The sequence below is a fragment of the Lentzea sp. NEAU-D7 genome (assembly GCF_026242055.1).
Classification (GTDB): Bacteria; Actinomycetota; Actinomycetes; order Mycobacteriales; family Pseudonocardiaceae; genus Lentzea.
Window position 1 is genome coordinate 440,643 of sequence record NZ_JAPJDL010000003.1, and the last position, 26,217, is coordinate 466,859.

At 69.2% G+C, this 26,217-nt stretch carries 22 protein-coding genes; 15 read left to right on the top strand and 7 right to left on the bottom strand.

The features are described 5' to 3' along the window. Nucleotides 1-4: 4 nt before the first annotated feature. Both ORI60_RS09060 and ORI60_RS09065 read left to right on the top strand, forming a co-directional pair. Nucleotides 5-2,041, top strand: a complete 2,037-nt coding sequence (locus ORI60_RS09060) for a DUF2339 domain-containing protein (protein WP_266036281.1) — start codon at nt 5-7, stop codon at nt 2,039-2,041. Nucleotides 2,042-2,163: 122 nt separating this feature from the next. After that, entirely contained in the window at nt 2,164-3,243 is a 1,080-nt protein-coding gene (locus ORI60_RS09065; protein WP_266036283.1) for a hypothetical protein, read from the top strand. On the opposite strand, the gene ORI60_RS09070 is transcribed toward ORI60_RS09065, so the two are convergent. Beyond that, a complete protein-coding gene (locus ORI60_RS09070; protein ID WP_266036595.1) occupies nt 3,174-5,252 on the bottom strand; it encodes an MMPL family transporter in 2,079 nt (692 codons plus the stop codon). The two genes, ORI60_RS09065 and ORI60_RS09070, sit on opposite strands and share 70 nt — an antisense overlap. 157 nt (nt 5,253-5,409) lie before the next feature. On the opposite strand from ORI60_RS09070, the gene ORI60_RS09075 reads away from it, so the two are divergent. Further along, a complete protein-coding gene (locus ORI60_RS09075) occupies nt 5,410-6,126 on the top strand; it encodes a TetR/AcrR family transcriptional regulator (protein ID WP_266036285.1) in 717 nt (238 codons plus the stop codon). 36 nt (nt 6,127-6,162) lie between these two features. Then, nucleotides 6,163-6,903 carry a hypothetical protein gene (locus ORI60_RS09080; protein ID WP_266036286.1) on the top strand — a complete coding sequence of 247 codons (741 nt, stop codon included), beginning with the start codon at nt 6,163-6,165 and terminating at the stop codon, nt 6,901-6,903. A gap of 21 nt (nt 6,904-6,924) precedes the next feature. Here the strand turns inward: ORI60_RS09080 and leuS are convergent, their stop codons facing one another. Both leuS and ORI60_RS09090 read right to left on the bottom strand, forming a co-directional pair. After that, nucleotides 6,925-9,702, bottom strand: coding sequence for a leucine--tRNA ligase (leuS, locus tag ORI60_RS09085; protein ID WP_266036288.1), 2,778 nt, complete (start codon nt 9,700-9,702; stop codon nt 6,925-6,927). A gap of 152 nt (nt 9,703-9,854) precedes the next feature. Continuing rightward, the gene (locus tag ORI60_RS09090; RefSeq protein ID WP_266036290.1) at nt 9,855-10,814 is read right to left on the bottom strand and encodes an esterase-like activity of phytase family protein; all 960 of its coding nucleotides are present in this window, start codon (nt 10,812-10,814) and stop codon (nt 9,855-9,857) included. Between the two features lie 65 nt (nt 10,815-10,879). Here ORI60_RS09090 and ORI60_RS09095 point away from each other — a divergent pair, with 65 nt between their 5' ends. Then, complete coding sequence (locus tag ORI60_RS09095) at nt 10,880-11,284, top strand: SdpI family protein (RefSeq protein WP_258946650.1); 405 nt, start codon at nt 10,880-10,882, stop codon at nt 11,282-11,284. Between the two features lie 18 nt (nt 11,285-11,302). Here ORI60_RS09095 and ORI60_RS09100 read toward each other — a convergent pair whose 3' ends face one another. Next, nucleotides 11,303-11,881, bottom strand: coding sequence for a YqgE/AlgH family protein (locus ORI60_RS09100; RefSeq protein ID WP_266036296.1), 579 nt, complete (start codon nt 11,879-11,881; stop codon nt 11,303-11,305). A gap of 238 nt (nt 11,882-12,119) precedes the next feature. On the opposite strand from ORI60_RS09100, the gene ORI60_RS09105 reads away from it, so the two are divergent. Further along, a complete protein-coding gene (locus ORI60_RS09105; protein ID WP_416234375.1) occupies nt 12,120-13,460 on the top strand; it encodes an MFS transporter in 1,341 nt (446 codons plus the stop codon). Here the strand turns inward: ORI60_RS09105 and ORI60_RS09110 are convergent. After that, entirely contained in the window at nt 13,389-13,643 is a 255-nt protein-coding gene (locus ORI60_RS09110) for a LuxR C-terminal-related transcriptional regulator (RefSeq protein WP_266036298.1), read from the bottom strand. The genes ORI60_RS09105 and ORI60_RS09110 overlap by 72 nt on opposite strands. A 95-nt stretch (nt 13,644-13,738) precedes the next feature. Then, entirely contained in the window at nt 13,739-15,175 is a 1,437-nt protein-coding gene (locus ORI60_RS09115; RefSeq protein WP_266036300.1) for a CCA tRNA nucleotidyltransferase, read from the bottom strand. A 42-nt stretch (nt 15,176-15,217) separates the two neighbouring features. Here ORI60_RS09115 and ORI60_RS09120 point away from each other — a divergent pair, with 42 nt between their 5' ends. From ORI60_RS09120 to ORI60_RS09160, 9 genes are all read left to right on the top strand, one after another. Beyond that, the gene (locus ORI60_RS09120) at nt 15,218-15,733 is read left to right on the top strand and encodes an NUDIX hydrolase (RefSeq protein ID WP_266036302.1); all 516 of its coding nucleotides are present in this window, start codon (nt 15,218-15,220) and stop codon (nt 15,731-15,733) included. Further along, complete coding sequence (locus ORI60_RS09125; RefSeq protein ID WP_266036304.1) at nt 15,730-18,027, top strand: DUF6049 family protein; 2,298 nt, start codon at nt 15,730-15,732, stop codon at nt 18,025-18,027. Before ORI60_RS09120 ends, ORI60_RS09125 begins: the two co-directional genes overlap by 4 nt. Then, a complete protein-coding gene (gene murJ / locus ORI60_RS09130; RefSeq protein ID WP_266036306.1) occupies nt 18,024-19,673 on the top strand; it encodes a murein biosynthesis integral membrane protein MurJ in 1,650 nt (549 codons plus the stop codon). Before ORI60_RS09125 ends, murJ begins: the two co-directional genes overlap by 4 nt. 37 nt (nt 19,674-19,710) lie before the next feature. Further along, nucleotides 19,711-21,228, top strand: a complete 1,518-nt coding sequence (locus tag ORI60_RS09135; RefSeq protein WP_266036308.1) for a protein kinase family protein — start codon at nt 19,711-19,713, stop codon at nt 21,226-21,228. 79 nt (nt 21,229-21,307) lie between these two features. Next, the gene (gene sigM / locus ORI60_RS09140) at nt 21,308-21,925 is read left to right on the top strand and encodes an RNA polymerase sigma factor SigM (protein ID WP_266036310.1); all 618 of its coding nucleotides are present in this window, start codon (nt 21,308-21,310) and stop codon (nt 21,923-21,925) included. Beyond that, nucleotides 21,922-22,662 (top strand): hypothetical protein, encoded by a 741-nt coding sequence (locus ORI60_RS09145; protein ID WP_266036312.1) that lies wholly within the window; start codon nt 21,922-21,924, stop codon nt 22,660-22,662. The genes sigM and ORI60_RS09145 overlap by 4 nt, the downstream gene beginning before the upstream one ends. A 77-nt stretch (nt 22,663-22,739) precedes the next feature. Further along, entirely contained in the window at nt 22,740-23,720 is a 981-nt protein-coding gene (trxB, locus tag ORI60_RS09150) for a thioredoxin-disulfide reductase (protein ID WP_266036314.1), read from the top strand. A gap of 33 nt (nt 23,721-23,753) precedes the next feature. Next, complete coding sequence (trxA, locus tag ORI60_RS09155) at nt 23,754-24,083, top strand: thioredoxin (RefSeq protein ID WP_266036315.1); 330 nt, start codon at nt 23,754-23,756, stop codon at nt 24,081-24,083. Nucleotides 24,084-24,303: 220 nt separating this feature from the next. Further along, the gene (locus ORI60_RS09160; protein ID WP_266036316.1) at nt 24,304-25,443 is read left to right on the top strand and encodes an N-acetylmuramoyl-L-alanine amidase; all 1,140 of its coding nucleotides are present in this window, start codon (nt 24,304-24,306) and stop codon (nt 25,441-25,443) included. Between the two features lie 53 nt (nt 25,444-25,496). Here ORI60_RS09160 and ORI60_RS09165 read toward each other — a convergent pair whose 3' ends face one another. Then, nucleotides 25,497-26,129: a GNAT family N-acetyltransferase gene (locus tag ORI60_RS09165; RefSeq protein WP_266036318.1), complete on the bottom strand. Its 633-nt coding sequence runs from the start codon at nt 26,127-26,129 to the stop codon at nt 25,497-25,499. Nucleotides 26,130-26,217 lie beyond the last annotated feature (88 nt).

Below are 26,217 nucleotides of genomic sequence, written 5' to 3' on the forward strand. Positions count from 1 at the left end.
TCACATGGACGGACAGGATCGCCTCGGAGACGAGCAGCGCCTCGCGCTGGAGCTCGCGGCCATCGGGCAGCGGCTGACGACGATCAGCACGGAGCTGCGCGAGCGCTCCGCCTCGACCGCGACCGCGGTGATCGAGGCACCCGAGGTGGCGCGGCCCGGCGAGGTGCCGCAGCCGCCGGCCACGACCGTCCCGACGCCGCCTGCCGGGGTGCCGCAGCAGCCCACCGGCGTGCCGTCGCCGCAGGTCGGCGTGCCGCAGCAACCGGTCGGTCCGCAGCAGCAGGCGAACCCGTGGTCGCAGCAGGCCGCGGCCTCGACCCAGCAGCAGCCGCCGCCTCCCGGCCCGCAGTTCCCCGGTCAGCAGCCGCCTTCCGGCCACCGCTTTCCGCCGCCTCCTCAGGGACAGTGGCCTCACCAGCAGCAACAGCAGCAGTGGCCCGCGCCGCAGCCGCGCGAGACCCTGTTCGAGAAGCTCGGCAAGGACGGCGCCGGCGCGAAGCTGCTGGCCTGGGTCGGTGGCGCGATCACCGTGCTCGGCTTCGTGCTGCTGCTGGTCCTCGCCGTCCAGCGCGGCTGGCTCGGCCCGATGCCGCGCGTCATCGGCGGCGCGGTGTTCAGCGGCGCGCTGGTCGGCATCGGCATGTGGCTGCACCGCAACCCCGCCGGGCGCACCGGCGCGATGGCACTGACCTTCACCGGTTTCGCCGGGCTCTACCTCGACGTCATCGCCGCCACGAGCCTGTACGGATATCTGCCCGAGAGCGCGGGCCTCGTCGTCGGGCTGGCCGTCGCCGCGGCCGGTGTCGCCCTCGCGCTGAAGTGGGACTCGCAAGCGCTCGCGGTCACCGTCGTCGCAGCGTGTGCGCTGTGCTCGCCGATCATCACCGAAGGCTTCACGGTCCTGCTCGTCGGCTTCCTGCTGGTGCTCAAGATGGCCAGCACTCCGGTCCAGATCAAGCGCGACTGGCCGGGCCTCGCCATCGCCGGCGGCTTCCCGCCGATCCTCGCCTCGCTGCTCACCACCGCGAACGCCATCCCGCGCTCCTACGAGTGGACCGTGGTCGGCATCGCCGCGGCCACGACCGTCGTCGGCATCGCCGTCGCGTTCCTGACGATCCGCAAGCGGCCCGACGACATCGTCGCCGTCGCGCTGATCGCGGGTTCGGCGCTGCCCGCCCTGTTCGCGACGACGCTGCTGGAGAACCCCGCCAACTCGATCCTCGCCGGTGCGGTCGCGGCCGTGCTGCTGGCGATCTGGATGGTGCCCGACCTGCCGCGCGGGTTCACGACGGCGGCCGGTGCGGCAGGCATGCTCGCGCTGTTCCAGACCACCGTGATCGCACTCGACGGCAACGTCCGCACGGCGATCGTGCTGGCCGAGGCGGTGCTGCTGGCGTTCCTCGCGGCACGTCTGAACAGGAAGAGCGCGCTGGTCGGCTCGGTGGCGTTCGGCGTGCTCGGGTTCTTCATGACGATCGGGCAGGCCGTGCCGATCACGTGGCTCGTGGAGGAGCCGCGCTTCTTCAACGACGTCGAGCCCGGTGACTACGCGGCCGGTCTGGTGACGGCGGTCGTGCTGGTCGTCTTCGCCGCGATCCTCCCGTGGGCCGCGCTCAAGATGCAGGTGCTGCGCGAGCCGGCCAAGCACCCGTTCCCGTGGATCGTCTCCGGCCTCGTGCTGCTCTACGGCGCGGCGGGCGCGGTGCTGTGCGCGGCGCTGCTGGTGTCGCCGAACGAGACCGGGTTCCTCTTCGGGCACTCGATGGTCACGGTGTCGTGGACGGTCGCCGCGTTGTTCCTGCTGGTCAGGGGGATCAACAACAAGGCGCTGCGGATCTCCGGCCTGGTCCTGGTCGGTGCCGCGGTCGTGAAGCTGGTGCTGTTCGACCTCTCCGCGCTCGACGGTGTCGCCCGCGTGCTGGCGTTCCTCGGTGCGGGCCTGGTCCTGCTCACCGCGGGCACCCGTTACGCCAAACTGGTGACATCGGCGAAAAATCCCGAGTCATATGAATCCAAACCAGTGCCTCCGCCCTCTTACTAGTGGGACGGCTGTCGTCCGCACCGCCGTCGCGGACGACAGCCGTACTACGTCCAGGCAAAGATTTCACTCGGCCGAGTGACTGAAGTGGATCGAAAGCACCCGGAAGTGTTCCCATCGGCCGTATGGCAAAGCCACGCCTCGTGGCCGCGGTTCTAGCGCTCTCAGCGGCCTTCGCGGCGACGGGTGTTCACCAAGGGCACGAGTACACGACCACTTCTTCCGCATCGGCGGCACCGCTCGCGTACGTGGTGGGGAAGTCCGGTCTCGTCCAGGTCGTGGACACCCGCAACGGTGCCGTTCTCGTGCAGGCCGACACCGGGGGCCGCGCGACGGGCGTCGCGGTGTCGCCCGACGGGCGGCGGCTGTACGTGGTCAACGGGTGGACCGGTGCGATCACCGTGGTCGACCCGAGCACCGGCGAGATCCTCGACCGGCTCTTCACCCAGGTCCAGCTGTCGCACGCGGTGATGCGCCCGGACGGGCAGCGCCTCTACGTCTCGGCCAGCGGCGGCGTCGCGGTGGTGAACCCGGACAACTTCCAGATGGTCGCGGTGATCAAGGCCGGCGGGCAGCCGCAGGGCCTCGCCGTCCACCCGGACAACAAGATCCTCTACGTCGCCAACTCCCAGGACGGCACGGTCGGCCTGGTCGACACGGCGACGGCGTTCCAGACCTCGACGGTGCAGGTCGGCGGACTGCCGCAGCACCTGGCGATCTCACCGGACGGCAAGCGCCTCTACGTGAGCAGCATGCGCCTCGGGAGCTCCACGCCCGGCACCTTGTCGGTGATCGACACGACCACGAACCAGGTGGTCGGCGCGGTCGACGCCGGCAGGGGAGCGGGCAGCATCGCCGTCACCCCGGACGGCGCCACGGTCTACCTGACGCTGCCCAAGGAACGGTCGGTCGTGGTCGTCGACGCGGCCACCATGACGGTGCGCGAACGCTTGCGCATCGACTCGCCGAGCGTCGCCATCGCGCCGGGCGACACGAGGGTCTTCCTCGCCACCGGCGCGACGACGACGGTCCTGGACAGCACGAACGCGGTGCTCACCACGTATCGGATGAAGCTGGGCGAGCTGGAGGCGAGGCCGCGCCACTTCGACGCGGCCATGATCGCCTTCCCGCCCGGTCAGCCGACGGGGACCGGCTTGCGGACCTCGTCGTCGAAGTCGTCCAGGTCGTCCACCGGCTCGTCGTGAAGCGCGAGGCGTTCCTGGATCTTCTTGAGCGGACCGGGTGACCACCACGCGGCGTTGCCGAGCAGCTTGAGCACTGCCGGCACGAGCAGCATCCGGACCACGGTGGCGTCGAGCGCCAGCGCGAGGATCATGCCGACACCGACGAACCGCATCATCGCGACCTGCGAGAACGCGAACGCGCCGGTCACCACGATCAGCAGCAGCGCGGCCGACGTGATCACCCGGCCGGTCTTGGCCAGGCCGGTGGTCACCGCCTCCTCGGTCGTCGCGCCCTGGCCGCGGGCCTCGACCATGCGGGAGAGCAGGAAGACCTCGTAGTCCGTCGACAGACCGAACACGATGGCCGCCATCAGCACGACGATGCCGGACTCCAGCGGGCCCGGCGTGACGCCCAGCAGGTCGGCGCCGTGGCCGTCCTGGAAGATCCACACCAGCACGCCGAACGTCGCGGACAGCGACAGCGCGCTCATGATCACGGCCTTGATCGGCAGCACGACCGAGCCGAACGCGAGGAACATCAGGATCAGCGTCGCGCCGACCAGCAGCGTGACCATCAGCGGCAGGCCGTCGGCGATGGCGTCGAGCGAGTCGCTGACCACCGCGGTGTTGCCGCCGACGAGCACCTCGGCGCCGGCCGGGGCCTGCAGCGCGCGGACGTCCTTCAGCGCCTGCTTCGACTCCTCGCTCAGCGCGTCGTTCTCCAGCCCGGCCATAGCGGCCGTGACGCCCTTGTCCGCACCCGTCGGCTGGACCTCGCCGACACCGGGGACGTCCTTGACCTTGCCCAGGTAGGCCTGGACCGCGGCCTCGTCACCGCCCTTGACGACGATCTTGAAGCCGGTGTTGGAGAGCGCCGAGAAGTTCTCGTTGATGTTCTCGGTGGCCACGCGGACGGCGTTGCCCTCGGGCAGGACCTTCTCGGTGACCTGGCCGAACTGGACGCCGAGGAACGGCGAACCGAGCGCGACGAGCACACCGATGATCGGCAGGGCGATCAGGACGGGCCGCTTCATGACCGCACCGCTGAGCTTGCGCCAGCCGCGTTCGCTCGGCTCCTTCTTGCGCCACGGCATCGCGAGCTTGTCGACCCGGTGGCCGAGCACGCCGAGCAACGCGGGCAGCAGCGTGATCGAGACCAGCGCCGCGATCGCGACCGAGGACACGCCGCCGTACGCGAGGGACTTCAGGAAGCCGTGCGGGAAGAGCAGCAGTCCGGCCAGCGCGATGACCAGCAGCGTCGCGCTGAACACGACGGTGCGGCCGGCGGACGCGACGGTGCGGGCGACCGCCTGTTCGGTCGTGCGGCCCTGCGCGAGCTCCTCGCGGAACCGGCCGACCATGAACAGGCCGTAGTCGATCGCCATGCCCAGGCCGAGCAGCGAGGCGACGTTGACCGCGAACGAGTTGACCTCGGTGAAGAGGGCGACGCCGTGCAGCACGCCGAGCGAGCCCATGATCGCGAGACCGCCGACGACGACCGGCAGGGACGCGGCCACGAGCCCACCGAAGATGATCACGAGCAGCAGCAGGACCAGCGGCAGCGAGAACATCTCCGCGCGCGTCAGGTCCTCCTGGGACATGTCGTTGATGGCCTTCTGGGTGGGCACGAGCCCACCGATCTGCTCGGTGAAGCCGTCGATCTTCAGCTGCGGCTGGACGTCCTGGAACTGCTTGATCTGCTCGTTCGAGTCACCGCTGCTCAGCGTGATCGCGACGAGAGCCTGCTGCTGGTCGTCCGACGGAACCGGTCCGTTGACCTTGAGCACTTCGTCCTTGGGGAGGCCGCTGATGTGGTCGGCGACCTTCTTCAGTTCGAGCGGGTTCGCGAAATCGCCGCGATAAATGACGATCACGTCACCGTTCTGCCGCCCGAACGCCTCCTCGGCTACCTTGTCGGCCCGCGCCGCCTCACTGGAAGGAGCCTCGTACCCACCCTGGCTGAGCTTGTCGAACACGCCGATGCCCCACACGCCACCGACGACCGCGAGCAGTACGGTCGCGATCAACACCACCCACCGGCGGCGATATGCGATAGAGCCCCACTTCGCGAACATCGACGACGGCCTCCTGGGTTACCGTGCTGTTAATCCCGTGAACTCTTGTAAACACCGTTCACTAAAACCGTACGGGGCCGTGGACGGGGTCTACAACCCGATGGAGTGACATATGACCGAGGCCACTCGCCGAGAACGGCTCCGCGCCGAGACCGAGCGTGAGATTCGGCAGGCGGCCCGCGCCCTGTTGGTGGAAAGCGGCCGCGACGCGGTTACCCTGCGTGCCATTGCACGCAAACTCGGCATCACCGCGCCGGCTCTCTACCGCTACTACGACTCGCACGACGCGCTCTTGCGGCAGCTCTGCGACGACATCTGCGCGGACATGGCGACGGCCCTGCACACGAATCTGGCCGCGGAGACGTCAGGTCAGGTGGGCTGCAAGGTGAGGGCCGTGTGCCACGCGTTCCGCCGCTGGGCGCTGGCCCACCCGCAGGAGTTCGCGCTGGTGTTCGCGTCGCCGCGGGACCCGATCGGCGCCGACCAGTTCGGCGCGGTGTTCCTGCAGCTCGCGGGCCCGCTGATCGCGTCCAACGAGGACGCGAACCACGTGGACGAGGAGGTGCCCGAGGTGCTGCACGAGGACCTGGTGCGGTTCCAGCAGGTGCTGCGGGACGCGGTGGCGGAGCACGGGGTGACTCTGGCCGACGACGTGCTGAACCTCGGGAAGATCTACCACGTCGTGCAGTCCTGGGTTCGGTTGTACGGGCACGTGGCTCTGGAGGTGTTCGGGCGGTTCCCGTTCGCGGTGAGCAACCCGGAGCCGATGTTCGACTCGATGCTGGACCAGATGCTGCAGGAGATCGGGTTCACGGAGGTCGACCGGTGATGTAGCGCCGGGCGGGCGTTCGGCGACATACGACCCGTGGTCGACGCCCAGAACTCCGCGGTTCCCGCCGAACTGCCTGCTGTCGTTGAAGAACCGGCCTCGTCGTCGGGTGGCCCCGGTCAGGCGGTCCTCGACCTGCTCGACAAGGCCATCGGTCTGCAGACACCGCTGGTGCGCAAGAACATCGCGCGGGCCCGCCAGCGCAGTCCGGAGGCGACGCCGGCCGAGGTCATCGGGACGCTGGAGAAGATGTACGTCAGCGCGCTGACCAGCACGGGAGCCGCAGTCGGGGGAGCCGCGGCCGCGCCCGGCGTCGGTACCGGCGTCGCTTTGGCGCTGTCGGCCGGTGAAGCGCTCTCCTCGCTCGAGCTGAGCGCCCTCTACGTGCTCTCGCTCGCCGAGGTGCACGGGGTCCCGCTCGACGAGATCGAACGCCGCCGCACTCTGGTGCTGGGGATCCTGCTCGGCGAGTCCAGCTCCAAGACGATCGGCAAGATCGCCGAACGCACGGGCCAGCACTGGGCGCGCCAGCTGGTGAGCGCGGTGCCCACCACCACGTTGCGACAGATCAACAAGGTCCTGGGCAAGAACTTCATCACCAAGTACGGCACCAGGCAGGGGATCGTCGTGCTCGGCCGAGCCGTCTCGTTCGGCATCGGCGCGCTGATCGGCGGCGGGGCCAACGCGGCCATGGCCGCCCTCGCCGTCAAGGCCGCCAGGCGCGCGTTCGGCCCGGCACCCGACTCGTGGCCGGAGGCAGAGCCGGCGCAGCCGTAGCCGCGCCGGCTCTGCTCGTCGCTACAGAACGATGTTCACCAGGCGGCCGGGAACGACGATCACCTTGCGCGGTTCGCCACCGGCGACCAGCTCGGCGATCTTCTCCTCGGCCAGCGCGGCGGCCTTGATCTCGTCCTGCGCCGCGGACGCCGACACGACGACCCGCGAGCGGACCTTGCCGTTGACCTGGATCGGGTACTCGACGGTGTCCTCGACCAGATACTGCTCGTCGGCCTTCGGGAACGGGCCGTGCGCCAGCGAGCCCTCGTGGCCCAGCTTCGACCACAGCTCCTCGGCCACGTGCGGGGCCTGCGGAGCCAGCATCAGCACCATGGCCTCGGCCAGCGCGCGGGGCGTGCCGGACGCGTAGTGCTTGGTGACGTAGTTGTTCAGCTCGATCAGCTTCGCGCCCGCCGTGTTGTAGCGCAGGTTCGCGTAGTCGTCGTGGACGCCGGCGATCGTCTTGTGCAGCAGCCGCAGCGCCTCGACGGACGGCTCCTCGTCCGTGACGCGCAGCGAGCCGTCGGTCTCTTCGACCAGGTTGCGCCACAGACGCTGCATGAACCGCTGCGCACCGACGACGTCCTTGGTCGCCCACGGCCGTGACACGTCCATCGGACCCATGGACATCTCGTAGAACCGGAAGGTGTCGGCGCCGTACCGTTCGCACATCTCGTCCGGCGTGACGACGTTCTTCAGGCTCTTGCCCATCTTCCCGTACTCACGAGTGACTTCCTCGCCGTTGTACAGGTACTTGCCGTCGGCCTCGACGACCTCGTCCGCGGGCACGTGCACGCCGCGCGGGTCGCGGTAGGCGTACGCCTGGATGTAGCCCTGGTTGAACAGGCGGCGGTACGGCTCGTCGCCGGACAGGTGGCCCAGGTCGAACAGGACCTTCTGCCAGAAGCGCGAGTACAGCAGGTGCAGCACCGCGTGCTCGACGCCGCCGATGTACAGGTCGACGCCACCGGGGTCGGTCGGGCCGTGCTCGGCCGTGCGCGGGCCCAGCCAGTACTGCTCGTTCTCCGGGTTGACGAACCGCTCGGTCTCGACCGGGTCGACGTAGCGCAGCTGGTACCAGCACGAACCCGCCCAGTTCGGCATGGTGTTCGTGTCGCGGCGGTACGTCTTCAGGCCGTCGCCCAGGTCCAGCTCGACCGTCATCCACTCGGTCGCGCGCGACAGCGGCGGCGACGGCTCGGTGTCCGCGTCCTCCGGGTCGAAGGTGCGCGGCGAGTAGTCGTCGACCTCGGGCAGCTCGATCGGCAGCATCGACTCGGGCAGTGCGATGGCGGTGCCGGCCTCGTCGTAGACGACCGGGAACGGCTCGCCCCAGTACCGCTGGCGGCTGAACAGCCAGTCGCGCAGCTTGAACTGGACGGTGCCGTGACCGTGGCCGTTCTCCTCCAGCCAGCCGATCATCGTCTTCTTGGCGTCGTCGATCGCCATGCCGTCCAGGAAACCGCTGTTCACGGCCGGACCGTCACCGGTGTAGGCCTCGCCCTCGAAGCCCTCCGACGGCTGGACCGTGCGGATGATCGGCAGGTCGAACTTCTTCGCGAAGTCCCAGTCGCGCTGGTCCTGGCCGGGCACGGCCATGATCGCGCCCGTGCCGTAGCCCATCAGCACGTAGTCGGCGATGTAGACGGGGATTTCCTTGCCGTTCACCGGGTTCGTGGCGTACGCCCCGATGAAGACGCCGGTCTTCTCCTTGTTCTCCTGACGGTCCAGTTCGGACTTCAGGGACGCTGCGCGCCGGTACGCGGCGACGTCTGCCACGCGATCGGGCGCCGCAATCTTGTCCACCAGCTCGTGTTCCGGTGCCAGGACCATGTAGGTCGCGCCGAACAACGTGTCCGGACGGGTCGTGAAGACCTCAATGTTCTCGTCTCCCACCGCAAATCGGACACGGGCACCATGCGAGCGCCCGATCCAGTTGCGCTGCATGGCCTTGACCTTGTCCGGCCAGTCCAGCCGGTCCAAGTCGTCGATCAGCCGGTCCGAGTACGCGGTGATGCGCATCATCCACTGGCGCAGGCTTTTCCTGAACACCGGGAAGTTGCCACGCTCACTGCGACCGTCCGCGGTGACCTCTTCGTTCGCCAAGACAGTACCCAGGCCGGGACACCAGTTGACGGGCGCCTCCGACATGTAGGCCAGGCGGAATTCGCCCAAGATCCTTTGCTGGTCGGCAAAAGACAGCTCAGACCACGTGCGGCCACCCTCGACTTCGCGCTCGCCGGACTCGAACTGCGAGATCAGCTCGGCGATCGGGCGAGCCTTGCGCGCGTCCGGGTCGTACCAGGAGTTGAAGATCTGCAGGAAGATCCACTGAGTCCACTTGTAGTACTCGGGGTCGATCGTCGAGATGCGGCGGCGCTCGTCGTGACCCAGTCCCAGCCTGCGGATCTGGCGCAGGTAGGTGTTGATGTTGTCCTCGGTGGTCTTGCGCGGGTGCTGGCCCGTCTGGACCGCGTACTGCTCCGCGGGCAGGCCGAACGCGTCGAACCCCATGGTGTGCAGCACGTTGCGGCCGTTCATGCGGTGGTACCGCGCGAAGACGTCCGTGCCGATGAAGCCCAGCGGGTGGCCGACGTGCAGGCCGGCACCGCTCGGGTACGGGAACATGTCCTGCACGAACAGCTTGTCGGCGGGCACGTCACCCTTGAGCGGGCCGACGGGGTTGGGCGCGTGGTAGGTGCCGTGGTCCTCCCAGTACCGCTGCCACCGCTCCTCGATCTGGTTCGCCAGCTCCGCGGTGTAGCGGAAGGCGGGAATCTCCGCCGCGTCCGTGCTCATCTCAACGTCCCTCTCACATCTGTTCCTGCCCCTGACATGACGAAACCCCCCAGCCCAGACGGGCATGGAGGGTGGCCGCGCCGACCGTCTTCCGATCAGGTCGTCGCGGCTAGATAAGGAGCAGGCGGGCCGTGCTCATGTCGTCAACGGTATCAGCGCAGCGCAAGCGCGATGAACTGGGTGACCTGGGCGGGGGAGAAGTTGTCGTCCGAGACCAGCCACAACGTGCCGTCGGGTCCCCAGGCCATGCCTTCGAGGTTGTCCGGCTTCGTGAACTTGCCGATGTCGGCGAGCAGGCGCTTCCTGTTCTGCAGCGGGCGGTATTCGAAGAGGCGGACCTTGTTGCCGAGCGTCGGGCTGTAGGACCGTTCGAGGGTCAGGTAGACGCCGGGGGACTTCTCCAGGATCGCCGTGACGCCGGTGCTCGCGTCCGGCGCGAACAGCGGTTCCTGCTGGTAGCGGTACTGGGCGACCGGTACGCCGGTGCGGGTCTGGACGACCACCCTGCTGGTCGCGCCCTTCGCCTCGGTCGCCGGCGGGCCGTCCTGCAGGAGCGGGCCTTCGAGCGCGGTGACGACCAGGGTGCCGTTCAGGGCGAACGTGAGGCCTTCGAACGCCTGGTTCTGCCGCGGGCCGGACTCCGACTTCATCCTCAGCGCCTCCGGCGTCGGCAGCGCCTGCTTGAAGCTGCCGTCCTTCCTGCTGAACTGGACGGACGGGTCGATGAGCGTCGTCGGCGTGCGGTCGCCCTCCTGGCTCCACAGCAGGTCGCCGGTCCACTTGTCGACGCGGACGTCCTCGGGGTCGACGGTGCCGGGCGCGTACGGGCCGCCGGGGCCCAGCAGCGGGCGGACCGCCGTGAACTCGACGCCCTCGCGGTCGAGCCTGCCCTCGAAGAACCTGGGCGCGACCCGGTCGTCGCTGATCAGGATCCACTTCTTCGTACGCCGGTCGTAGTCGAGGCCGGAGATGCCGCCGACCGTCGTACCGCCCACGACCAGGCCTTTCGGCACGACGAACGCGGTGAGGAAGCGGACGTCGGCGCCGTGCGCCTGTGCGGGGACCGCGAACAGGGCGAGCAGCACGGCGACGAGCAGGAGTCGTCTGAGCATGGCGCACAGCACACATGACCGGGGTGACTGCCCGGTGAACTGAGGATTCGTCCTACCCTCATGGGGTGAACATCGTGCTGTCGGTCGTCCTGGGTGTGCTCGGCGTCGCTCTCGGCGCGGTCGGTCTGCTGGGTCTGCAGGGCAAGCTGCGCCGCAACCGCTTCGTCGGCGTTCGCACGGCCGCCGCCCTGCGTGACGAGGAGACGTTCGCGCTGGCCAACCGAGTCGCGGGCGTGCCGAACGTCGCCGCGGGTGTCGTCGCCGTCGTGTCCGGCGCGATGGCGTTCGTGATGGCGGACCTGGCGGTGACCGCTGGGATCATCGGACTGGTCGGTGCGCTGACGATCGCCCTCGCCGGTGGCGTGATGGGCAGCCGGGCCGCGGCGCTGGTGCCGGAGCCGGTCAAGCCCAAGGGGTGCGGCGGTTGCGCGTGCGGCGGTGGCGGCTGCTCCCCGCTCGCCGGTCTGTGACTCGACGTTTCACGTGAATCAGTTGTCGCGGACGTCCTTCGGGTAGGTCGACAGCAGCGCCAGCGGCATGCCCTGCCGGCGCAGCACCCTGCCCCACAGGTCGACGTTCGCGCCGGTCAGCACGTCGTCGGCCAGTCCTGTCACGACGATCCAGTCGCCGCGGTCGATCTCGCCCTGCAACTGGCCCTCGCCCCAGCCCGCGTAGCCCGCGAACACCCGCAGGCCGCGCACCAGCGGCATCAGGTCGTCCGGTTCGGCGTCGAGGTCGACCAGGGCGACCGGGCCCTGCACGCTGACCAGGCCCTCCACAGCGGCGGGGTCGGTCCCCGCCTTCAGGGCCGCCAGGCACAACGCCGTCTTCTGCTCGACCGGGCCGCCTATGTAGATGCACTGCGGCTTCGTGACCTGTGAACCCCACGGCGGCAGCACGTCGTGCACCGCCACGTCGGAGGGGCGGTTCAGCACGACGCCGAGAGTCCCCTCTGGACGTTGGTCGATGATGTAGACCACGGTGCGCGTGAAGTTCGGGTCGTTCAGGCTCGGAGCGGCAACCAACAGGGAGCCTGGCTCGACTTCGACTTCGTCATCGGGACGCACGTCACCATGAAATCACCCGTGATCGCCGGAACAACTCAGGCCCGCGTCCCGTTAGACTGAGGTGTCGGATGTCTTTGTGTCCCCCGGGCTCAACAGACAACCGCCTTCGCGGAATACCGTTCGGCTGGAGCCGCGTAGTGCACCGCGCCGTGAGGCGACCTGGCATCCGGCACCAGGGGAGCCGGACCGCGAGGTCCGGCTTTCGTGGTTTTCACCACCGCGCGCTTAGAGTGCAACGGTGACAACGCTTGCGGTGGAGAAACACCACTGGGGATCACGCCGGTTCCTCGGCATCCCCGCCTACCGCAGACTTCTCGCCACTCGCCTCGCCTCCCAGTGGGGTGACGGGCTCTTCCAGGCAGGGCTTGCCGGTGCCGTGCTGTTCAACCCCGAGCGCCAGGCCGATCCCGCGGCGATCGCGGCGGGGTTCGCCGTGTTGCTGCTGCCGTACTCGCTGATCGGACCGTTCACGGGCGCGCTTCTCGACCGGTGGGACCGCAAGAAGGTCATCGTCGTCGCGAACGTCACGCGCGCCGCGTTCGTCCTGCTCACCGCGCTGGCGGTGGGCGCGGGGCTGAGCGGGCTGCCCCTCTACGTCTCCGCGCTCGTCGTCATGGGCATCGGCAGGTTCGTCGGGTCCGGGCTGAGCGCGTCACTGCCGCACGTCGTCGACGAAGATCACCTGGTCGAGGCGAACGCGCTGACCACGACGGCCGGCGCGGTCATGGCCGTGATCGGCGCGGGCTGCGCGATCGGGTTCCGCACACTGCTCGGCGCCGGGGACGGCGGTTCGGGGTGGACCACCAGCATCGCCGTCGTGGGCCTGCTGCTCAGCGCGTTCATCGCCAGCCGGTTCAAGGCGGGTGTGCTCGGGCCGGACGAGGTCGACGAGCCGAACAACGCCATGACGGCCGTCGCCCGCGGTCTGCTGGACGGCGCGAAGGCCACCTGGCGCACGCCGAGCGTCACGGCCGGGCTGGCCGCGTTGCTCGCGCACCGGGCCGCGTTCGGCATGAGCCTGATGATCACGCTGCTGCTGATGCGCTACAGCCTGGAGGACTTCGGCATCCTCAAGGCGGGCATCGGCGGGCTCGGCGAGGTCGCGGTCGCCGGCGGCGCCGGTGTGCTGCTCGCCGGGTTCCTGACGGACCGCATCGTCGACAGGTTCGGCGTCAAGCGCACGATCTGCGGCGCGTTGCTGCTCACGGCCGCGGCCCAGGTGGGCCTGGGGCTGCCGATGACGCTGCCGTCCATCCTGCTGGCCAGCTTCGTGATCATCTTCGCCGGTCAGATCGTCAAGCTCTGCGTGGACACCGCGGTGCAGCACGACGTCGGCGACGAGGTGCGCGGGCGCGTGTTCGCCCTGTACGACACCCTCTTCAACATCGCGCAGGTCACCGCGGTGTCGATCACGGCGACGGTGGTCCCCCTGGACGGGCGTTCGCCCGGCCTCCTCCTCGTCGCCGCGAGCCTCTACCTGGTCGGGCTCGGCGCCTACCTGCTCCTGTCAGCGCGGAAACGGCAGGTGCAGCATCCCGGCCTCGTGGGCGAAGACGACAGCCGCCACTCGATCGGGTAGTTCCAGGCGCCCCAGGATCTCGGCCACCTCGTCGGCCACCCGCTGTTGCCCCATGCCGAGCACGCGCGCGATCTCGTGATCGGCGTGGCCACGAGCGAGACACCTCAGCACGGCTCGTTGGTCGTCGGTCAGCACGTCCAGGTCCCGCACTGCGGGAACCGCGGAGAGTCCCCAAACGAACATCTGCACCACCCCCATGCGCCCCCTGGCGCACTGACCATGGTGCATCCCCGCGCTGACACTTCGCTAACGCGGGGATTCCATTCGCTCACTATGCGTTACCGCGCGGGTGGCGTGATCCCGTGCTCGCGAGCCCAGTCGAGCAGTGCCGCCTCGGCCTCGTCGCGCTCCAGCGGCCCGCGGTCGAGCCTGAGCTCCTTGAGGAACTTCCACGCGGCGCCGACCTCGCGGCCCGGCTGAAGACCGAGGAGCTTCATGATCTCGTTGCCGTCGAGGTCCGGACGCACGCGCGCGAGGTCTTCCTCAGCGGCGATGCGCGCGATGCGTTCCTCAAGAGAGTCGTAGGTCTTGCGCAGCAGGTTCGCCTTGCGCTTGTTCCGCGTCGTGCAGTCGGCACGGACGAGCTTGTGCAACCGCGTCAGCAGATCACCGGCGTCCGTCACGTACCGGCGCACGGCCGAGTCGGTCCACTCGCCGTTGCCGTACCCGTGGAAGCGGAGGTGCAGGTAGACGAGCTTCGCGACGTCCTCGGTGATCTCCTTCGAGTACCGCAACGCCCGCAAGCGCTTGCGGACCATCTTCGCGCCCACGACCTCGTGGTGGTGGAACGAGACGCCGCCGCCGGGCTCGAACTTCCGGGTCGCCGGCTTGCCGATGTCGTGCAGCAGCGCGGCGATCCTCAGCACCAGATCGGGTGATTGATCAACTTCTTCAAGATCAATTGCCTGCTCCAGCACAACCAGCGAGTGGTCGAAGACGTCCTTGTGCTGATGATGTTCGTCGATCTCCAGCTTCATGGCCGTGAGCTCGGGCAGCACGATGTCGGCCAGCCCGGTCTCCACCATGAGCTCGATGCCGCGGCGCGGGTGCGCGCCGCACAGGAGCTTCGAGAGCTCCACCTGCACGCGCTCCGGCGTGATGCGGGTGAGCTGGCCTGCCATCGACCGCATCGCCTCGACCACCCTGGGCGCGGCCCTGAAGCCGAGCTGGGAGACGAACCGGGCGGCGCGCAGCATGCGCAGCGGGTCGTCGCCGAACGACTCCTGCGGGGTCGCCGGGGTGTCCAGCACGCCGTCGCGCACCGCCTGCATGCCGCCGGTCGGGTCCACGAACTCGCCGGCGGCGATGTCGAACGCCATCGCGTTGACCGTGAAGTCGCGCCGGACCAGGTCACCGTCGATGGAGTCGCCGAAGGTCACCTCGGGGTTGCGGGTCACGCCGTCGTAGACGTCCGCGCGGAAGGTCGTGATCTCGATGATCTCGCCCTTCTTGGACGCGCCGACCGTCCCGAAGGCGATGCCGGTGTCCCACTGCGCGTCGGCCCAGCCGCTCAGCAGCTTCTGGATCTCCGCAGGTCGCGCGTCCGTGGTGAAGTCGAAGTCGTTCGTCGGGCGCCCCAGCACGGCGTCGCGCACACTTCCACCGACGAGGTAGAGGCGCTTGCCGGCGGTGGCGAACCGGGCGGCGAGCTCGGCGACGACAGGTGTGATGGCGGGTGGTTCCACCACCGCATTCTGCTGGAGCGATCGAGACACGAGAAACCAGCGTACTTAAGGTTCGTAAGTACGATCGGCCGTATGCCCCCGTCAGCCGCACGTTCCGGGAGTCCCAAGCCGGGGCGCCGGAAGCGGCGCCGGGGCCGGAGGCTCGAGACCGTCGACGAGACGTCGGCAGGTGGCCTGGTGCTCGACGGAGAGCGGCGGGCCGCGGTGATCGGCAGACTTGACCGGCGCGGCCGGTTGCTGTGGTCTTTGCCCAAGGGTCACATCGAGGCCGGCGAGACCGCGGAGCAGACCGCGGTGCGCGAGGTCGCCGAGGAGACCGGTATTCATAGCAGGGTGCTGCGCCCGTTGGGGTCGATCGACTACTGGTTCGTCGCTGACGACCGCCGGGTGCACAAGACGGTTCACCACTTCCTCCTCGAAGCGACGGGGGGAGAGCTTTCCGACGAAGACGTGGAGGTCACCGAGGTGGCGTGGGTGCCACTCGGCGAACTGGACGAGCGACTCGCGTATGCCGACGAGCGCCGCCTGGTCCGCCGAGCAGCCGAACTGCTCGCCGGCCGTTGCCGCAACGGGGCGGAGTCGGCGTGAGCCTGAAGAAGCTCGTCTGCACAGCCGCTGTCGCCGCGTTCGTGGTGATCACAGCGCCGGCCGCCGGCGCACAGCAGGCGCAGCCGGACGAGGTCGACGCGTTGCCGTTCATGCCCGCCCCCGCCACGCAGGTGTGGGCGACCAGATCGCTCTCCGCCCAGCCGGGGCAGGCGCAGCCGCAGTTCCTGCGGCTCGACATCGACCAGCTCACCCCCAGGTTCGTCACGAGCGACTCCCCGGCGACCGTCAAGATCACCGGCAGGATCGTCAACGTCGGCGACCGCAAGGTGTCCGACATCGTGCTGCGCCTGGAGCGCGGTGAGCCGCTCGAGTCCGAGGACGACCTGCGCAAGGCGTTGCGGGAGCCGGCGGCGGCCGAGGCCGTGCAGCCCAAGTTCACCCCTGTCGCCGGCGAGCTCGAGGCCGGCCAGCAGAAGGACTTCACGCTGGAGGTGCCGCTGCGCGGCACCGAGCCGACCTCGCTGGAGGTCGAGAAGCCGGGCATCTACCCGATCCTCGCGAACGTCAACGGCAGGCCGGACTACGGCGGCCAGGCACGGCTCGCGGCGCTGTCGACGCTGCTGCCCGTGCTGGGCGTGCCCGGCGGCGAGACCAAGGGCAAGCCGGGCGCGGGCTCGAAGCTGACGGTGCTGTGGCCGATCGCGGACCGCCCGCGACTGATCCGGCTCGGTGGCGAGGGCCAGTCGGAGCTGATCGACGACGAGCTCGCGGCGTCGCTCTCGGTCAACGGCCGCCTGTACGGCCTGTTGCAGGCCTACGAGCAGGCGGTCCCGTCGATGAGCACGGCCATGTGCCTCGCCATCGACCCGGACCTGCTGCGCACCGTGCAGGCCATGAGCACCGGCTACCGGCTGCGCGGCGGTGCCGAGGGCAAGGGCCGGATCGAGGCGAAGCTGTGGCTCGACCGCCTCAAGCTCGCCGTCACGGGCCGTTGCGTCATCGCGCTGCCGTACGCCGACGCCGACCTGGTGGCGTTGAACAGGGCGAAGCTCTCGACGATGCGCACGCTCGCCGTGACCGACGGCCCCAAGCTCATCCAGGACGTCCTGTCCGTGCGGCCGCTGCCCGACCTGGTGTGGCCGGAGGACGGCGTGCTCGACCAGTCGACGTTCGACGAGCTGGTCACCCCGCAGCCGGACAAGAGCTACCCCGGCGTGAAGTCGCTGCTGCTCGACCCGACCGGTCTCGCGGACGCGCCGGGCACCGCGCCCGTCGTCGTCGCCGGCAAGAACCCGGTGACGGCGGTGAAGATCGACTCGATGGTCTCGGACGCGTTGCAGGGCAGTGAGTCGCGCCCGCGCACGCTGTCCGGCGTGACCACGCCGGTCGAGAGCCAGCCGGTGTCCGTGCAGAACGCGCTGGCGGTGCTGGTGTTCCGCGCAGGCTGGCAGGGCGACGGCCGCAACGTGCTGGTCGCGCCGCCGCGCCGCTGGCACGCGCCGCTCTCGGAGATGACCGAGTTCCTCGCCACCGCCCAGAAGCTGCTGACCGGCGGTTACGCGAGCCAGACCGGGCTCGAGGAACTGACCGGGGCCACCCCCGCGGTGACGAACGCCAAGATCGCCTACCCGCCGGAGGCCGGTGCGCGGGAGATCTCGGCGATCATCTCCGACTCCGTGACGAGCCAGAGCGTCGAGCTCAACGGCCTCGTCGCGGCCATGCAGCAGGAGGACACCGCGCACGCGGCACCCTCCGACCTGGCCGACCCGCTGTGGCTCGGGCTGCTGCGGGCGATGTCCGGCGCGTGGCGGGGCAACGAGCAGGGCGCCCGGTCCGCGGCCGAGGTCAGCCAGAACGAGCTGAACTCGCTGACCGGCATGGTCGGCGTGACGCAGCCGAACAGCCCGATCCTGCTGGGCTCCGGTGACAGCCCGATCCCGGTCACGATCACGAACAAGCTCGACGTCCGCGTGACGGTCCGGATCAACCTCGCCGACACCCCCGGCATCCGCAAGCTCGACCTCGCCGACCAGGTGCTTCCCGCCCGCGGCGAGCGCGTCGTGCGGGTCCCCGTCGAGGTGCTGCGGTCCGGCCGGTTCCCGGTCAACGTCCGGCTGACCACTCCCGAGGGCGTCCCGCTCGGTGACACTGTCAAGCTGGAGGTGTCGTCGTCCGCCTACGGCACCATCACCGTGATCATCACCGTGATCGCCGGCATCGCGCTCGTCCTGCTTTCCGGGCGGCGCATCTACAAGCGGGTTCGCGCCCGCAACGGCGAGAACGGCGGCGCACCGTCCATCGAGAACGTCACACCGGAGAAGTCGAGCGCGTGAGCGAGACAGCCACGACCACCCAGCCAGAGCAGCAGAACCAAGCACCGTCGGTCGCCAGGGCGAGCGGCTCGATGGCGATCGCCACGATCGTCAGCCGAGGCACCGGCCTGCTGTCGAAGGTGCTGCTCATCGCGGTGATCGGCGCCGAGGTCCTCGGCGACTCGTACCAGGCGGCGTCGACGCTGCCGACCATGATCAACGAGCTGCTCCTCGGCGGCATCCTGACCAGCGTGGCGATCCCGCTGCTGGTCAGGGCCGAGAAGGAGGACGGGGACGGCGGCGAGTCGTACGCCCAGTGGCTGATCACCATGGGCACGCTGATCCTCGGCGTCGGCACGCTCATCGCGATGGCCTGCGCGCCGTTGCTCACCGACCTCTACATCTCCGACTCCGAGAACGCGAACCCGGAACTGGTCACCGCGTTCGCCTACCTGGTGCTGCCGGGCATCGTCTTCTACGGCCTGACGGCGCTGCTCAGCGCGGTGCTCAACGCACGGCACGTGTTCGGCATCCCCACGTGGGCGCCGGTGCTGAACAACCTCGTCGTGATCGTCGTGCTGGTCGTCTACGCGCTGCTGCCCGGCGAGCTCACGCTCAACCCGGTCAACATGACCGACAAGCACCTGCTGGTGCTCGGTCTCGGCACCGCGCTCGGCGTGGCCGTGCAGGCGTCCGTGCTGTTCCCGGCGCTGAAGAAGACCGGCTTCAAGTTCAAGTGGCGCTTCGGCTGGGACTCGCGCCTCTCGGAGTTCGGCGGCCTCGCGTTCTGGGTGCTGCTCTACGTCGGGCTCGGCCTGGCCAGCATGACGGTGCTGACGAACGTGGCGACGAGCGCCGAGGGCACGCTGACGGCGTTCAACTACCAGTGGCTGATCGCCCAGGTGCCGTACGGCGTGCTCGGCGTCTCGCTGCTGACCGCGCTGATGCCGAAGATGAGCCGGGCGGCCGCGAACAACGACAACGAGTCGATCGTGCGCGACCTGCTGTTCGGCAACCGCATGTCGGCGATCCTGCTGATGCCGTTCAGCGCGTTGATGACGGTGTCCGGTCTGGCCATCGGCCTCGCGGCCTTCGCCTGGGGCAACTCCGGCGTCGACGGCGGCACGAGGATCGGTCTCGCGCTCGCGCTGTCCGCGTTCGGTCTCGTGCCCTACGCCGTGACGCTGTTGCAGCTGCGGGTCTTCTACGCCATGAAGGACGCCCGCACGCCGACGCTCATCCAGGCGTTGATCGTGGCGGTGCGCATCGGGCTGCTCTACCTCTTCCTCGCCGTGTCCACGCCGGGAGATGCCTCACAGCTCGCCGTCGGCGTGTCGCTCGCGATGTCGCTGAGTTTCGTCTTCGGCGCGATCGTCGGCCAGGTGTGGCTGCGGGTCCGCCTCGGCCGCCTGCGCACCGGCTTCACCATCTGGACCGTCTGCCTCACCGTCGTCGCCTCCTCGCTGGCCTTCGCGGTCGCCAAGGGCGTGAACTGGCTGGTGCTGGGCATGCTCGGGACCATCGCCCCGGTCGTGGCGGCCTGGATCGAGGTGGTGCTCGTGACGGCGATCGGCCTGCCGCTCGCGTTCGGCCTTTTGGCGGCGTTCCGGGTGCCCGAGATGAAGCCGGTGATCGCCAAGATCAACCGTTTGGTGCGGCGAAGGTGACTCCAGTCCGTGACCGCTGTCCCGTACCCTCGTTTCCGTGAGTAGCGGAGTTCACGCCGCCCTGAATCCCGGGGGCGTCATCGGCAACGGCCGCTACCGGCTGCTCGCGAAATCCGGAGCGGACGCGCGGTCCAACGCGGAGCTGTGGCGCGCGCGGGACGGTCAGCTCAACCGGGACGTGGCGCTGACGGTGCTGCTGGGCGATCTCGCGGACAACGACGCGGCCGCCCGCGCCCGCCGAACGGTCGAACGGGCGATGCACGCGGCGTCGTTCACGCACCCCGGCGTGTCCAGGGTGATCGACGTGCTCACGCCCGGCACCGGCATCCGTCCCGACGAGGGCATCCTCGGCATCGTCATCGCCGAGTGGACCCAGGGCACCGACCTGATGGACCTCATCGCGGAGGGCCCGCTGCCCGCGGGCGCCGCGACCCGCCTGCTCGAACCGCTGGGCGCCGCCATCGAGGGCGCGCACCACGCCGGCCTCGTGCTGGGCGCCGACCACCCGCAGCGCATCCGGGTCACCTCCGACGGCCGCCTGCGCCTCGCGTTCCCCGGCCCGCGGCCGGACGCGATCGCGCGCGACGACGTCAAGGGCCTCGGCGCGATCCTGTACCTGCTGCTCACCGGCCGGTGGGCACTGCCGGGCGGCCCCCAGGGCGTGCCGGTCGCACCGACCGGGCCGGACGGGTCCGTGGTCGCCCCGAACGCGCTGCACCCGTACCTGCCGCACGACCTGTCGTCCGTCGCGGTGCGCTCGCTGGAGGACACCTCGGTGGGCGGCATCCGCACGTCCGCCGCGATCCTGCAGGTCCTCGACCAGATCGCGGCCGAGGAAGCCCAGACCGCGCTGATCCCGGCCGTGGCGTCGACCCGCGACGACGACGACCAGGTCGTGTGGACGACCCAGCGCCCGAGGCAGGACAAGCAGCAGAAGAAGAAGCTGTGGATCAGCGTCGGCGTGCTCGCCGTGGCCACGCTGACCGTGATCGTCTGGCTGAGCGTGCAGATCGTCGGGTTCTTCAGCGACGAGCCGTCCAAGGGCGGCGGCCCGACCGTGGTGATCAACCAGCCGGGATCGAACGGCCAGAGCGCGCCTCCGCCCGCGCCCGCCGGGCCGGTGCAGCCGGCCGCCATCGGCGTCTACGACGTGACGAACCAGCCCGACAACCCGAACCAGGCGAGCCGGGCCGCCGACAACAACGCGGGCACGTTCTGGCGGACCGACAACTACTTCCAGCCGTTCCCGACGCTGAAGCCGGGCATAGGGCTGATGGCCTCGTTCGCGGAGCCGGTGAAGCTGGCCTCGATCACCATCACCTCGCCCAGCAAGGGCACGCACGTCGAGATCAGGTCCGCGTCCGCGCTGGACGCGCCGCTCGAGGAGACCAAGGTCATCGGTGTCGCCGACCTGTCCGACGGGCAGACGCAGATCCAGCTCAACGACCACGACCCGACCGGTCACGTCCTGATCTGGATCACGCAGCTCACGAGCTCCGGCGGCGGCAAGAACCAGTCCGAGGTCCGCGAGATCGTCTACACGCGAGCGCAGTAGGACACCGAGTAGAACTACGTGCGCACTCCGGGTAGACCTGTCCGGGTGATCTGTGATCACCCTCGCTAAAGTTCCTCCCGTGACCGCCGCAGCCAGCTCGGACGCCGATCTCATCTCGGCCCACGCCGCAGGTGACCCCTACGCGTTTTCGGAGCTGGTCAAACGGCACCGAGACCGGATGTGGGCGGTGGCGTTGCGCACGCTGCGTGACCCCGAAGAGGCCGCGGACGCGCTGCAGGAGGCGTTCATCTCGGCCTTCCGGGCGGCGTCGACGTTCCGCGCGGAGTCACAGGTCACCACCTGGCTTCACCGGATCGTGGTCAACGCGTGTCTCGACCGGATGAGACGCCGACAAACAAGACCGACAGTGCCGTTGCCCGAGGCCGGTCCCGGCGAACCCGTCGCGCCTCGCGACGCGATGAGCGACCGCGAGACCAGCCTCATGGTGCAGCAGGCGTTGATGGAGCTGCCGGAAGAGCAGCGGGCGCCCATCGTGCTGGTCGACGTCGAGGGGTATTCGGTCGCCGAAACGGCGCAGCTCCTGGGCATCGCGGAGGGCACGGTCAAGAGCCGGTGTGCGCGGGGTCGCGCCAAGCTGGCCAAAGTTCTCGGGCACCTCAGGAACCGAATCGCAGATGCGAACGTCCCAGCTGACGGTGTGAATGTGCAAGAGCAACGTCAGTGGGAGGGCCGATGACCGGCATGGAGCGCGTGCCGATGGGTCCGCCGTGGTCTGTTGACCTCATCGCGGACCTGCACGCGGGCGTGCTGCCCCCTGAGGTCGCCGCACAGCTGCGTCCGAGGGTCGAGGCGGATGCCGAGGCCAGTGAGATCCTCCGGGCGCTCGACGCCACGCTGGAGGACCTCCACTCGCTGCCGCCCGTCCCGATGCCCGACCACGTGGCCGCGCGCATCGACGCCGCGCTGGCCGCGGAGGCCCGTCCCGGCATCGCGCCGGTCGTGTCGCTGAACGACGCCCGCAAGCGCCGCAACCGCCGGCTCGGCATGGGCGGTGCCGGAGTGCTCGTCGCCGCGGCGGCCGCGTTCGGCATCGTGCTGGCCGTGTCGCCGGGCACGCAGCAGCCGCCCGCGAACGACGCCGCGCCCGCGCAGACCACCAAGCCGTCCGCGGCGCCTCCGCTCGCCCTCAAGCGCGACGAACTGGGCTCCGCCGTCGGTGAAGTGCTGAAAGCGCAGAACTACGGCCCGCTGGAGACGCCCGACCGGTTGGCCGGCTGCCTGAAGGGCGGCGGCATCACCAGCTCGGGCAACCCGCTCGGCATCAGCCCGGTCGAACTGGAGGGCAAGTCCGCCGTCATGGCGATCCTGCCCGCCGGCCTCGGCAAGTACCGGCTGGTCGTGCTGGATCCCGCCACCTGCGGACCGGACAAGCCGGAGGGCGTTCTCGCGGACACGACCGTGGGCCAGAGGTAGTCGTTCAAGTCACGGAATTAGCTGCACCTACGATCCGTTGAGCCAGTCAGACGACGAGATCGAGGAGTTGCAGAGCCGTGAGCGTGCGCAACGTGATCATCATTGGATCGGGACCGGCGGGCTACACCGCGGCGGTCTACGCGGCACGCGCGCAGCTGGAGCCCCTGGTCTTCGAGGGTTCGCAGTACGGCGGCGCCCTCATGACGACGACCGAGGTCGAGAACTACCCGGGCTTCCGCGACGGCATCATGGGCCCCGAGCTCATGGAGCAGATGCGCGAGCAGGCCATCCGCTTCGGCGCCGAGCTGCGCGCCGAGGACGTCGAGTCGGTCGAGCTGACCGGTGAGATCAAGAAGGTCGTCGCGAACGGCGTCGAGTACGAGGCCAAGGCCGTCATCCTCGCGATGGGTGCCGCGGCCCGGTACCTGAACATCCCCGGCGAGCAGGAGCTGCTCGGCCGCGGTGTGTCCGCCTGTGCGACCTGCGACGGTTTCTTCTTCCGCGACCACGACATCGCGGTGGTCGGCGGCGGCGACACGGCCATGGAGGAGGCGACCTTCCTCACGCGCTTCGCCAAGTCCGTGACGGTCATCCACCGCCGCGAGGAGTTCCGCGCCTCGAAGGTCATGCTGGAGCGCGCCCGCGCCAACGAGAAGATCAAGTGGCAGCTGAACACGCAGGTCACCGACGTGCTGGGTGACGGCACCGTGTCGTCGATCAAGATCAAGGACACTCAGACCGGCGCCGAGTCCGAGCTGCCCGTCACCGGTTTCTTCCTCGCGATCGGCCACGACCCGCGCTCGGCTCTGGTCAAGGGCCAGGTCGACCTCGACGCGGAGGGCTACGTCCTGACCAAGGGCAAGTCCTCGTACACGAACCTGGACGGCGTGTTCGCCGCCGGCGACCTGGTCGACCACGAATACCGTCAGGCGATCACCGCCGCCGGCTCCGGTTGCAGCGCTGCGATCGACGCGGAGCGGTGGCTCGCCGAGCACGGCACCGAGCAGGCCGAGATCGCTGCCGAGGCCGTCGGTGGCGGCTACGGCAAGAGCAACTGAAGTTCCTTCTGCGAGTCTTTTAGGGAGATCAACATGGCAGGCGCCACCGTCACGGTGACCGACAAGTCGTTCGCGGACGACGTGCTGACCAGCGAGAAGCCCGTTCTGGTCGACTTCTGGGCGACCTGGTGCGGCCCGTGCAAGATGGTTGCCCCGGTGCTGGAGGAGATCGCGGCCGAGCACGGCGAGAAGATCACCATCGCCAAGGTCGACATCGACGCCAACCCGTCGATCGCCCGCGACTACCAGATCATGTCCGTGCCGACGCTGATCCTGTTCCAGGGCGGTCGTCCGGTGAAGCAGATCGTCGGCGCGAAGCCCAAGGCCGCGCTGCTGAACGACCTGTCGGAAGTCCTGGCCTGAGCCGAGCAGTCGCGGAGGACGAGAAGTTCTTTGCAACGCGCAACGTGACCCGCCCGTCTATCGATAAGACGAGCGGGTCACGTTCGTTTTGGTGGCCGGGAACGTGACCTCGGCTCACCAGTGAGCAGCCCTGCATCGATCACTTAGCGCAGCAGGGCACAATGAAGACTTCCCAACTGACGCGCCGACCAGGTTCGGCGCCCTAGTCGAGCGAGGGTGCATGCAGCTGCTCCGCCGCGGGGACGTCGGAAGTGATGTTGCCGAGATCCGGTCGACCCTGACCAGGCTCGGACTGCTTCCGCCGGCCGACCCACAGGCGCCGCCGGTGTTCGACCAGCAGGTCGAGCACGCAGTGCGCGCGTTCCAGCAGCAGCGGGGGCTGATCATCGATGGCATCGTCGGCCCGGCGACCTACCGTTCGCTGCGTGACGCGACGTTCCGGTTGGGGGACCGGCCGCTCGCGTTCCTGATGTCGCAACCGACGACCGGCGACGACGTGCTCGCCCTGCAGGAACGCATGTTGGAGCTCGGCTACGACGCCGGCCGCGCCAACGGCGTGTTCGGCCAGCAGACCGAACAGGCGCTGAAGAACTTCCAGCGCGACTACGGGCTGATCGTGGACGGCATGTGCGGTCCGGACACCGTGCGCGCGTTGCGTCAGCTCCAGCCGAAGGTCCGCGGCGGCCGTCCGCAACTGCTTCGTGAACAGGAAAAACTCCGCGGTGCCGGTTCCCGCCTGTCCGGCAAGCGGATCGTCATCGACCCCGGCCACGGCGGCCAGGACCGCGGTGTGGTCGTGGACGGGCTGTCCGAGGCCGACCTGATGCTGGACCTGGCCCGCCGCCTCGAAGGCAAGATGGCCGCCACCGGCATGGAGGCGCTGCTCACGCGCGGGCCGGACAACTGCCCGGACGAGAGCGAGCGCGCCCGGTTCGCGAACGAGGCGGGCGCCGACCTGATCCTGTCGCTGCACATCGACGGCAACTCGTCGCCGAACGCGCAGGGCGTGGCGACGTTCCACTACGGCACCGGCAACGGCACGTCGTCCACGGTCGGTGAGGCGTTGGCCGGGTTCATCCAGCGCGAGGTCACCGCCCGCACGACGATGTCGAACTGCGGTTCGCACCCGAAGACGTGGGACCTGCTGCGGCTCACCCGCTGCACAGCCGTCCGCGTCGAGGTGGGCTACCTGACGAACGCGGAGGACCGCGCGCGCCTGGCGACCCCGGGGTTCCGCGACATCGTGGCCGAGGGGATCCTCGTGGCCGTGAAGCGTCTCTACCTGCTCGGCAAGGACGACCAGCCGACGGGCACGTTCACGTTCAACGACCTGCTGCGCTACGAGATGGCCAAGGGCTGACGATCTGACGAAAAAGGCCCCCTCCGCTTCGGCGAGGGGGCCTTTTCGCTGTCTCAGACCGGGCGGAAGCTGGGTTCCGCGGTGGAGACGGTGACGCTGTTGAGGAGCCGTTCGAGAGCGGCCTCCACGTCTTCCTTCCAGGTGATGGAGCTGCGGAGCTCCATCCGCAACCGGGGCCAGCGCGGGTGCGGCCGCACGGTCTTGAAGCCGACGCTCGTGAGGAAGTCGGCCGGCGTGACGCAACTGGCCCCTTCGTCGTCCGGGCGCATGTCGCCGAACGCCTCGATGGCCTTCACGCCACGACGCGTCAGGTCCTTCGCCACGGCCTGCACGAGGACTCGCGCGAGCCCGCCCCCTCGGAACTCCGGGAGGACGTCCAGCGACGTCATGAGGACCGCGTCCGGGCTCACCGGGGACGTCGGGAAGGCGGAGCTGCGCGGAACGGCCGCCGGCGGTGCGTAGAAGACCGAACCAGCGGGGATGCCGTCGCAGTAGATGATGCGGCCGCACGAACCCCACTCGAGCAGGACGCTGGAGACCCAGGCTTCCTTCTCGAATTCCGTGTCGCCGTATTCCTCAGCCTGTTCGCGCAGGTGAGGGGCCAATTCCCAGAAAACGCACGTCCTGCTGTGCTTGGAGAGATGCTCCAGGTTGTCCAGCGTGACGCCCACGACGCGACGGGACACCCCGACCTCCACCCGTTAACACACACAGCGAACCCATACGAGGGTAGGCGAATGTGACGGAACCCGGAAGGCGCGTGCCCTGAACGGG

Coding starts and splice junctions, on each gene's coding strand:
- ORI60_RS09060 (WP_266036281.1), top strand. CDS start 5: ATGGACGGACAGGATCGCCTCGGAGACGAGCAGCGCCTCGCGCTGGAG.
- ORI60_RS09065 (WP_266036283.1), top strand. CDS start 2,164: ATGGCAAAGCCACGCCTCGTGGCCGCGGTTCTAGCGCTCTCAGCGGCC.
- ORI60_RS09075 (WP_266036285.1), top strand. CDS start 5,410: ATGACCGAGGCCACTCGCCGAGAACGGCTCCGCGCCGAGACCGAGCGT.
- leuS (WP_266036288.1), bottom strand. CDS start 9,702: ATGAGCACGGACGCGGCGGAGATTCCCGCCTTCCGCTACACCGCGGAG.
- ORI60_RS09090 (WP_266036290.1), bottom strand. CDS start 10,814: ATGCTCAGACGACTCCTGCTCGTCGCCGTGCTGCTCGCCCTGTTCGCG.
- ORI60_RS09110 (WP_266036298.1), bottom strand. CDS start 13,643: ATGTTCGTTTGGGGACTCTCCGCGGTTCCCGCAGTGCGGGACCTGGAC.
- ORI60_RS09120 (WP_266036302.1), top strand. CDS start 15,218: ATGCCCCCGTCAGCCGCACGTTCCGGGAGTCCCAAGCCGGGGCGCCGG.
- ORI60_RS09145 (WP_266036312.1), top strand. CDS start 21,922: ATGACCGGCATGGAGCGCGTGCCGATGGGTCCGCCGTGGTCTGTTGAC.
- trxA (WP_266036315.1), top strand. CDS start 23,754: ATGGCAGGCGCCACCGTCACGGTGACCGACAAGTCGTTCGCGGACGAC.
- ORI60_RS09160 (WP_266036316.1), top strand. CDS start 24,304: ATGCAGCTGCTCCGCCGCGGGGACGTCGGAAGTGATGTTGCCGAGATC.